The organism is Pseudomonas sp. 05N434, from assembly GCF_056396965.1.
On record NZ_JBFTMK010000228.1, the window covers coordinates 1 to 7445 of the forward strand.

Genomic DNA, 7445 nt, shown 5'->3' on the forward strand with positions numbered 1-7445 from the left:
GTTTTTACGCCAACGAGATCGCCCGCTGGGCTCAAGTGGGTAAAGGCAGCCTCATGCGCGAGCTGGATCGGTTGCAGCGGGCAGGCGTGCTGACCATGACCCGTCAGGGCAACCAGACCCACTATCAAGCCAATCCCGACTGCCCGATCTATGCCGAACTGCTGGGCATTGCCCGCAAAACCTTTGGTATTACCGAGCCTCTGCGTCAGGCGCTTCAACCCTTTGCCGAACAGATCACCTGGGCATTTGTGTACGGCTCTATCGCCAAGGATCAGGCAAACGCATCCAGTGACATTGATCTCATGCTGATCGGCGAGGGCCTGCACTACAGTGAAGTGATGGAGCGGCTTATACCAATGGAGGAGCAGTTGGGCCGCGTCCTCAACCCGACGCTCTACACCCCCGACGACTGGGCCGCAAAACTGGCGGCTGAAAATAGTTTTGTCGTGCGGGTAGCGCAGCAGGACAAGATCAATCTGATGGGGGCAAACCCTTTGGAGTCCAAGGATGGGCAGCAACGAGAACCTGGAAAACCTGTTACGTAGTGGTGGACTGAAAGCTGAGCCGCCGGATCGCAAGGAATGCGAAGGGCTGATGCGTTCGGCTGTGGATCGATTGAAGGACGCCCAAACGTCTTCACTTTCCTTCGCGAGTCGTTTCGACCTGGCATACAACGCTGCCCATGCCCTTGCACTGACGGCTCTTCGTTTGTGCGGCTACCGTTCAGACAAACGCTATCTGGTGTTTCAGTGCCTGGTTCATACCGCTGATATTGGCAAAGTACAGGTTCGGCTATTCGCCCTGTGTCATGAGCGACGAAACCTGGCGGTGTTCGATCATTACGGTCAGCGTAATGATCCGTCTCTCTGCTTGATTGATGCCCCCCACCCAACACTCCTAAGGTGACTCCCACGACAGCGAACCCGTGGAGTGGTCATGACAACAACAATATCCCCCGACTCGCGATGGACGCGGCGGCGCAGCGAAAAGCAGCGGCGTCTCGAATTGGTGAAGGGGCTTGCCGACGGTGTGGTGTTGCCCACCGACAAGATCGTGGCGGCGCTGGAGGCGTTGATCTTGCCCGGCGACCGTGTGGTGCTGGAGGGCAATAACCAGAAGCAGGCGGATTTCCTTTCCCGCTCCCTGGCCAAGGCCGATCCGGGCAAGCTGCATGACTTGCACATGATCATGCCCAGTGTCGGGCGTTCCGAGCACCTGGACCTGTTCGAGCGCGGCATTGCCCGCAAGCTCGACTTCTCGTTCGCCGGTACCCAGAGCCTGCGCATCAGCCAGTTGCTCGAAGACGGTTTGCTGGAAATCGGCGCGATCCACACCTACATCGAGCTCTATGCGCGGCTGGTGGTGGACCTGATCCCCAACGTCGTGCTCTCGGCCGGTTTCATGGCCGACCGTGCGGGCAACATCTACACCGGCCCAAGCACCGAAGACACGCCCGCATTGATTGAACCGGCGGCGTTCAGCGACGGCATCGTCATCGTCCAGGTCAATCAACTGGTGGACGATGTCAGCGAGTTGCCGCGCGTGGATATCCCCGCGTCCTGGGTCGATTTCGTGGTGGTGGCGGACAAGCCGTTCTACATCGAACCGTTGTTCACCCGCGACCCACGCCACATCAAGCCTGTGCATGTGTTGATGGCGATGATGGCGATCCGCGGGATCTACGAAAAACACAACGTCCAGTCGCTGAACCACGGCATCGGCTTCAACACCGCCGCCATCGAATTGATCCTGCCGACTTACGGCGAGTCCCTCGGCCTCAAGGGCAAGATCTGCCGCAACTGGACGCTCAATCCGCATCCAACCCTAATCCCGGCCATCGAAAGTGGCTGGGTCGAAAGCGTGCATTGCTTCGGCACCGAACTGGGCATGGAAAACTACATCGCCGCCCGGCCTGACGTGTTCTTCACCGGTCGCGATGGCTCCTTGCGCTCCAACCGGATGTTCAGTCAGCTCGCCGGGCAATACGCGGTGGACCTGTTCATCGGCGCGACCCTGCAAGTCGATGGCGATGGTCATTCTTCGACAGTGACTCGCGGTCGCCTGGCCGGTTTCGGTGGTGCGCCGAACATGGGGCACGACCCGCGCGGGCGTCGTCACGGCACGCCAGCCTGGCTCGACATGCGCCACACCGACGCGGCCGAGCCGATGCTCGAGCGCGGCAAGAAACTCGTGGTGCAGATGGTCGAGACCTTCCAGGAGGGCGGCAAACCGACCTTCGTCGAAACCCTCGACGCGGTGGAGGTGGCGAAGAAAAGCGGCATGCCGCTGGCGCCGATCATGATCTATGGCGACGACGTCACCCATCTGCTCACCGAAGAAGGCATTGCCTACTTGTACAAGGCTCGCTCCCTCGAAGAGCGCCAGGCGAYGATCGCTGCTGTCGCCGGGGTGACCGCCATCGGCTTGCGCCACAACCCCAAAGACACCGCGCGCATGCGCCGCGAAGGCCTGATCGCCTTGCCCGAAGACCTCGGCATCCGCCGCACCGACGCCACTCGCGAACTGCTCGCAGCGAAAAGCGTGGCCGATCTGGTGGAATGGTCCGGTGGCCTCTACAACCCGCCCGCCAAGTTCAGGAGCTGGTAATGCACGTATTCAACCTGCAACCGAAAACGTTAACCCAGCCCTTGTCGATGCCCGAACGGCTGGCGGACCTGGCGGTCGACGCGCTGATCGACGAAGCGGACCTGTCGCCGAAACCGGCGCTGGTGGACCGTCGCGGCAATGGTGCGCACACCGATTTGCACCTCGGGCTGATGCACGCTTCGGCGTTGTCCCTGTGGCCGGCGTTCAAGGCAATGGCGGACGCGGCCATCGAGTTCGGCGAAGTCGGCCTGCCCCTGCGTGAAGCTGTCGGGTGCATTGGTCGTGAAGGCGAGCAAGTGATGCTCGCTACTACGGGCGGCGTGAACACCCATCGTGGGGCGATCTGGGCCTTGGGGCTTCTGGTCACTGCCGCCGCGCTGGAACCTGAATCCTGTGCCGCAAGCTCAATCGCTTTGCGCGCTGCACGCCTGGCCTTGCTCGACGACCGTTACTCGCCACGTCCTTTAAGCCACGGTGCCCAGGTCGCCCAACGCTACGGCGTTCGCGGTGCCCGTGAAGAGGCGCAGCTTGGTTTCCCGGCGGTGCTGCACCGTGGTTTGCCGCAACTAAAACGCAGCCGTGCTGCAGGCCATGGCGAACAGAACGCCCGGCTCGATGCTCTGCTGGCGATCATGACGACACTGGCCGACACCTGCGTCCTTTACCGCGCAGGCGAACAAGGCCTGCACACCATGCAACTCGGCGCGCAAGCCGTGCTCGATGCCGGCGGCAGCGCCAGCCTCGCCGGTCGCCGTCGTTTGCATGAGCTGGACCAACAATTAATCGCGTTGAATGCCTCGCCCGGTGGCGCTGCGGACTTGCTCGCAGCCTGCCTGTTCATCGACCGCATTGAGTCGCGCGACGGCATCTCCCAGGGAGCGTTTTGATGGAAACCTTATCCTTTGAATTCCCCGCCGGGCAGCCGCCACGGGGCAGGGCGCTGGTGGGCTGTGTGGGCTCGGGCGATCTGGAAGTGCTGATCGAACCAGGGCTGGCGGGCAAGTTGACGATCCAGGTGCAGACCTCGGTCAATGGCAGCGAACAACGCTGGCAGCATCTGTTCGCGCGGATGTTCGATGGCCAGACGCCGCCGGCGATGGCGATCGATATCCACGATTTCGGCGCCACCCCTGGCGTGGTGCGCTTGCGTCTGGAACAGGGCTTTGAGGAGATCGGTCATGACTGACAGCGCAGCGCTTCTCAACCCATTCCTTGAAAGGCAGAGCTTCGTCGAACTCGGTGCCCGGCAACGGGCAAAAGCGCTGCTCGATGCCGGCACCTTCCGCGAATTGCTCGACCCGTTTCAGCGCGTCATGTCGCCATGGCTGTCGCGCCAGGGCGTGGTGCCGCAAGCCGATGACGGGGTGGTGATCGCCAAGGGCAGCATTGGCGGTTTGCCGGTGGTGATCGCGGCCATCGAAGGCGCGTTTCAGGGCGGCAGCCTGGGTGAAGTCGGCGGGGCGAAGATTGCCGGTGCGCTGGAACTGGCCGCCGAGGATAACCGCAAAGGCATTCCCACCCGTGCCGTGTTGCTGCTGGAAACCGGCGGCGTGCGTTTGCAGGAAGCCAATCTCGGGCTGGCGGCGATTGCCGATATTCATGCGGCGATCGTCGATCTGCGCCAGTACCAACCCGTGGTTGGCGTGGTCGCTGGCAGCGTCGGCTGCTTTGGCGGGATGTCGATTGCTGCCGGGCTGTGCAGCTATTTGCTGGTGACCCAGGAGGCGCGCCTGGGCCTGAACGGTCCGCAAGTGATCGAACAGGAAGCCGGGCTTGAGGAATACGACTCCCGGGATCGTCCTTTCATCTGGAGCCTGACCGGTGGCGAGCAGCGTTTCGCCAGCGGTTTGGTGGATAGTTTTGTTGCCGACGATGTGGCGCAGGTGCAACAACAGGTCAGCCAATTGCTCAAGCGCGGTTTGCCAGCGCAGCAGCGCAGTCGTCAGGCCGAGTTGTACCTGCAACGGCTGGCTCGTCTGGACGCCGCACCGCAAATCGAGCCGTCAGTGGTTCGCGATCTGTATCAAGGAGAGCGCTCATGAGCACGTATTCCCTCAGAGGCCTGAACTGGTTCAACGCCTTGAGTGCAGGCGCAAAACCGGTGGAGGGTTTGCCGGCTTCATTGAAAGTGGCTGACGGCGTCTTGGGTGACCGGCCCGTTCGCTTCATCGCTGTGGTGGCTGATCCTGACAACCGGTTCGTTCGTGCGCGCAATGGCGAGGTCGGGCTGCTGGAAGGCTGGGGGTTGGCCAAGGCGGTGGATGACGTCATCACCGCTGATGCTGACAAAGCGCACAAACGCGCCTTGATCGCCATCGTCGATGTGCCGAGTCAGGCTTACGGTCGGCGCGAAGAAGCCCTTGGCATTCATCAGGCCCTGGCCGGTGCGGCGGACAGTTATGCCCGCGCCCGACTGGCCGGCCATGCGGTGATCGGTTTGCTGGTGGGCAAGGCGATGTCCGGGGCGTTTCTGGCTCACGGGTATCAGGCCAACCGGCTGATCGCGTTGCGCGATCCGGGGGTGATGGTGCATGCGATGGGCAAGGCGTCGGCGGCGCGGGTGACGTTGCGCAGTGTCGAAGAGCTGGAGGCGTTGGCCGCCAGCGTGCCACCGATGGCTTATGACATCGATAGTTTTGCCAGCCTGGGGTTGCTCTGGGAAACCTTGTCGGTGGAGCAGATCGAGCAGCCGACCGCAGCARATTTGGCGCGAGTGAATGAATGCCTGAACCAGGCGATTGGCGATGTCGCTACCAGCGGTCGCGATCTGAGCAGCCGCTTGGGCGCGAGTAACCGCGCAGCGTCGAGCAAGGTTCGTCAACTGCTGAGAGCGCAGTGGTGAAAACGTTTCTGGCCCACGACCTGCTTTGGGGGATGACCCCGGAGCAGTTGCCGGCGGATGCGCCTGGGTGGGTGGTCGAGTCGATCAGCGCGGGTCAGCCGGTGGTAGTCCGGCGCGCGATCACCGCGCCGGATCAGATCGCGGTCGGGGTGCGTGGGCGCTTGCGCGAGCAGCGTTATGCAACGTCGATGGCGATCGCGGTGATTTCGAATCGGGTAAGGCCGGAAGACCTTTGCCATGCAGAGTCGACTCGCGACCTGCCGGCCCTGCGAGCGCTGGCGCAACTGCGGCCGATGCTCGACGCCTGCGGTTGGGTGTGGGGTGTCAGCGGCAGCGCCGGGTTCGAATTGGCCAGCGGTTTTGCGGCGCTCCATGAGCGCAGCGACCTCGACTTGATCCTGCGTACACCGCAGCCGTTGAGCCGTACTCAAGCGCGGGCATTGATGATGCTTCTCGGCAGCGCCGAGTGTTTGGTGGACATGCAATTGCAGGCGCCGAATGGCGCTGTCGCCCTGCGCGAATGGGCTAGCCCGTCGCAACGGGTTCTACTCAAAAACGCCCATGAAGCGTGTTTGGTCAACGATCCCTGGRACCCGCAGGAGCAAGCAGCGTGAGCAGCTTGCTGGTGTTCCCCGGCCAGGGCGCGCAGCAGCCGGGCATGCTCCATCGTTTACCTTGGGAAACGCTGATCGAGGCCAGCGAGGTGCTTGGCGAAGACGTCTTGCTGCTCGATTCTGCCGAGGCGTTGCAGTCGACAAGGGCGGTTCAGCTGTGCCTGCTGATTGCCGGCGTCGCCGCTTCGCGTCAGTTATCAATGGCACCGGATTACGTGGCGGGACTGTCCATCGGTGCCTACCCGGCGGCGGTGGTTGCGGGCGCCTTGAGTTTCAGTGATGCGCTGCATCTGGTCAGCCTGCGCGGTGAGCTGATGCAGCAGGCTTATCCTCAGGGCTACGGCATGACCGCGATCATCGGTCTGGAATTGGCGACGGTGGAAGGGTTGCTGGCGCAGGTTCACAGTGTTGATACACCGGTTTACCTGGCCAACATCAACGCCGATAACCAGGTGGTGATTGCTGGCAGTGATTCGGCGATGAAAGYAGTTGCCGACCTGGCGCGCAGCCGTGGCGCCGGTCTGGCCAAGCGTCTGGCGGTCAGCGTGCCGTCCCATTGCCCGCTGCTGGAAACACCGGCGAAAACCCTGGCCGAAGCCTTCGCCAAGGTGCAATTGAAAACGCCGACCCTGGGTTACCTGAGCGGCAGTCGAGCCCGGCCCGTCATCAACACGGATGCCTTGCGCGACGACCTGGCGTTCAACATGTGCCGCGTCGTCGATTGGCGCGGTACGGTGCAAAGCGCTTACGAGCGCGGCGTGCGTTTACAGATCGAACTGCCGCCCGGTGCGGTGTTGACCGGGCTGGCGCGCCGGGTGTTCGAGCAGGGCACCGTGATTGCCTATGACGGTGCACGGCTCGATACCTTGCAGGCACTGTTGCGTGAGGAGGGAAGCCGCCAACCCTAGATCACCGACTCAGGTTGCGAACTACAAAAACAACAATTCCGACGATGCACTTTGAGGACTACAACAATGATTATTTACGGTGTGGCGCTGTTGGCGATCTGTACGCTGGCAGGGGTGATCATGGGTGACATGCTCGGCGTGTTGCTGGGTGTGAAATCCAACGTCGGCGGGGTCGGGATCGCGATGATCCTGCTGATTTGCGCGCGGTTGTGGATGCAAAAACGCGGCGGCATGACCAAGGATTGCGAGATGGGCGTCGGCTTCTGGGGCGCCATGTACATTCCGGTGGTGGTTGCCATGGCGGCGCAACAGAACGTGGTCACCGCCCTGCACGGCGGCCCGGTGGCGGTGCTGGCGGCGATCGGTTCGGTGGTGCTCTGCGGCTGCACCATTGCGTTGATCAGCCGAACCCACAAAGGCGAACCCTTGCCCGATGAACCGGTGGACATAACACCGGTCGGCACGCCAGTAGGA

10 protein-coding genes are annotated in these 7445 nt (G+C 62.4%); all 10 read left to right on the plus strand.

What is annotated here, in order from left to right; all coding sequences use genetic code 11:
- Positions 1-545 (plus strand): nucleotidyltransferase domain-containing protein (locus AC1DLB_RS15735; RefSeq protein WP_477785249.1); only part of this gene is annotated, 545 nt, incomplete at its 5' end.
- Entirely contained in the window at positions 508-906 is a 399-nt protein-coding gene (locus AC1DLB_RS15740) for a hypothetical protein (protein ID WP_086944411.1), read from the plus strand. The genes AC1DLB_RS15735 and AC1DLB_RS15740, both read left to right, overlap by 38 nt.
- Positions 907-936: 30 nt before the next feature.
- Positions 937-2607, plus strand: a complete 1671-nt coding sequence (mdcA, locus tag AC1DLB_RS15745) for a malonate decarboxylase subunit alpha (protein WP_477785250.1) — start codon at positions 937-939, stop codon at positions 2605-2607.
- Positions 2607-3494, plus strand: coding sequence for a triphosphoribosyl-dephospho-CoA synthase (locus AC1DLB_RS15750; protein ID WP_477743626.1), 888 nt, complete (start codon positions 2607-2609; stop codon positions 3492-3494). Before mdcA ends, AC1DLB_RS15750 begins: the two co-directional genes overlap by 1 nt.
- Positions 3494-3793 (plus strand): malonate decarboxylase subunit delta, encoded by a 300-nt coding sequence (locus tag AC1DLB_RS15755; protein WP_007941972.1) that lies wholly within the window; start codon positions 3494-3496, stop codon positions 3791-3793. Before AC1DLB_RS15750 ends, AC1DLB_RS15755 begins: the two co-directional genes overlap by 1 nt.
- A complete protein-coding gene (locus tag AC1DLB_RS15760; protein ID WP_086944413.1) occupies positions 3786-4649 on the plus strand; it encodes a biotin-independent malonate decarboxylase subunit beta in 864 nt (287 codons plus the stop codon). Before AC1DLB_RS15755 ends, AC1DLB_RS15760 begins: the two co-directional genes overlap by 8 nt.
- Positions 4646-5449, plus strand: coding sequence for a biotin-independent malonate decarboxylase subunit gamma (mdcE, locus tag AC1DLB_RS15765; protein ID WP_477785251.1), 804 nt, complete (start codon positions 4646-4648; stop codon positions 5447-5449). Before AC1DLB_RS15760 ends, mdcE begins: the two co-directional genes overlap by 4 nt.
- Complete coding sequence (locus AC1DLB_RS15770; RefSeq protein WP_477785252.1) at positions 5443-6063, plus strand: malonate decarboxylase holo-ACP synthase; 621 nt, start codon at positions 5443-5445, stop codon at positions 6061-6063. Before mdcE ends, AC1DLB_RS15770 begins: the two co-directional genes overlap by 7 nt.
- Entirely contained in the window at positions 6060-6971 is a 912-nt protein-coding gene (mdcH, locus tag AC1DLB_RS15775; protein WP_477785253.1) for a malonate decarboxylase subunit epsilon, read from the plus strand. The genes AC1DLB_RS15770 and mdcH overlap by 4 nt, the downstream gene beginning before the upstream one ends.
- Positions 6972-7037: 66 nt before the next feature.
- A partial coding sequence (gene madL / locus AC1DLB_RS15780) for a malonate transporter subunit MadL (RefSeq protein ID WP_477785254.1) occupies positions 7038-7445 on the plus strand: 408 nt, incomplete at its 3' end.

Bases quoted from the DNA above. Each gene is read 5' to 3' on its own strand.
- AC1DLB_RS15750 (WP_477743626.1), top strand. From the start codon at position 2,607: ATGCACGTATTCAACCTGCAACCGAAAACGTTAACCCAGCCCTTGTCG.
- AC1DLB_RS15740 (WP_086944411.1), top strand. From the start codon at position 508: ATGGGCAGCAACGAGAACCTGGAAAACCTGTTACGTAGTGGTGGACTG.
- AC1DLB_RS15755 (WP_007941972.1), top strand. From the start codon at position 3,494: ATGGAAACCTTATCCTTTGAATTCCCCGCCGGGCAGCCGCCACGGGGC.
- AC1DLB_RS15760 (WP_086944413.1), top strand. From the start codon at position 3,786: ATGACTGACAGCGCAGCGCTTCTCAACCCATTCCTTGAAAGGCAGAGC.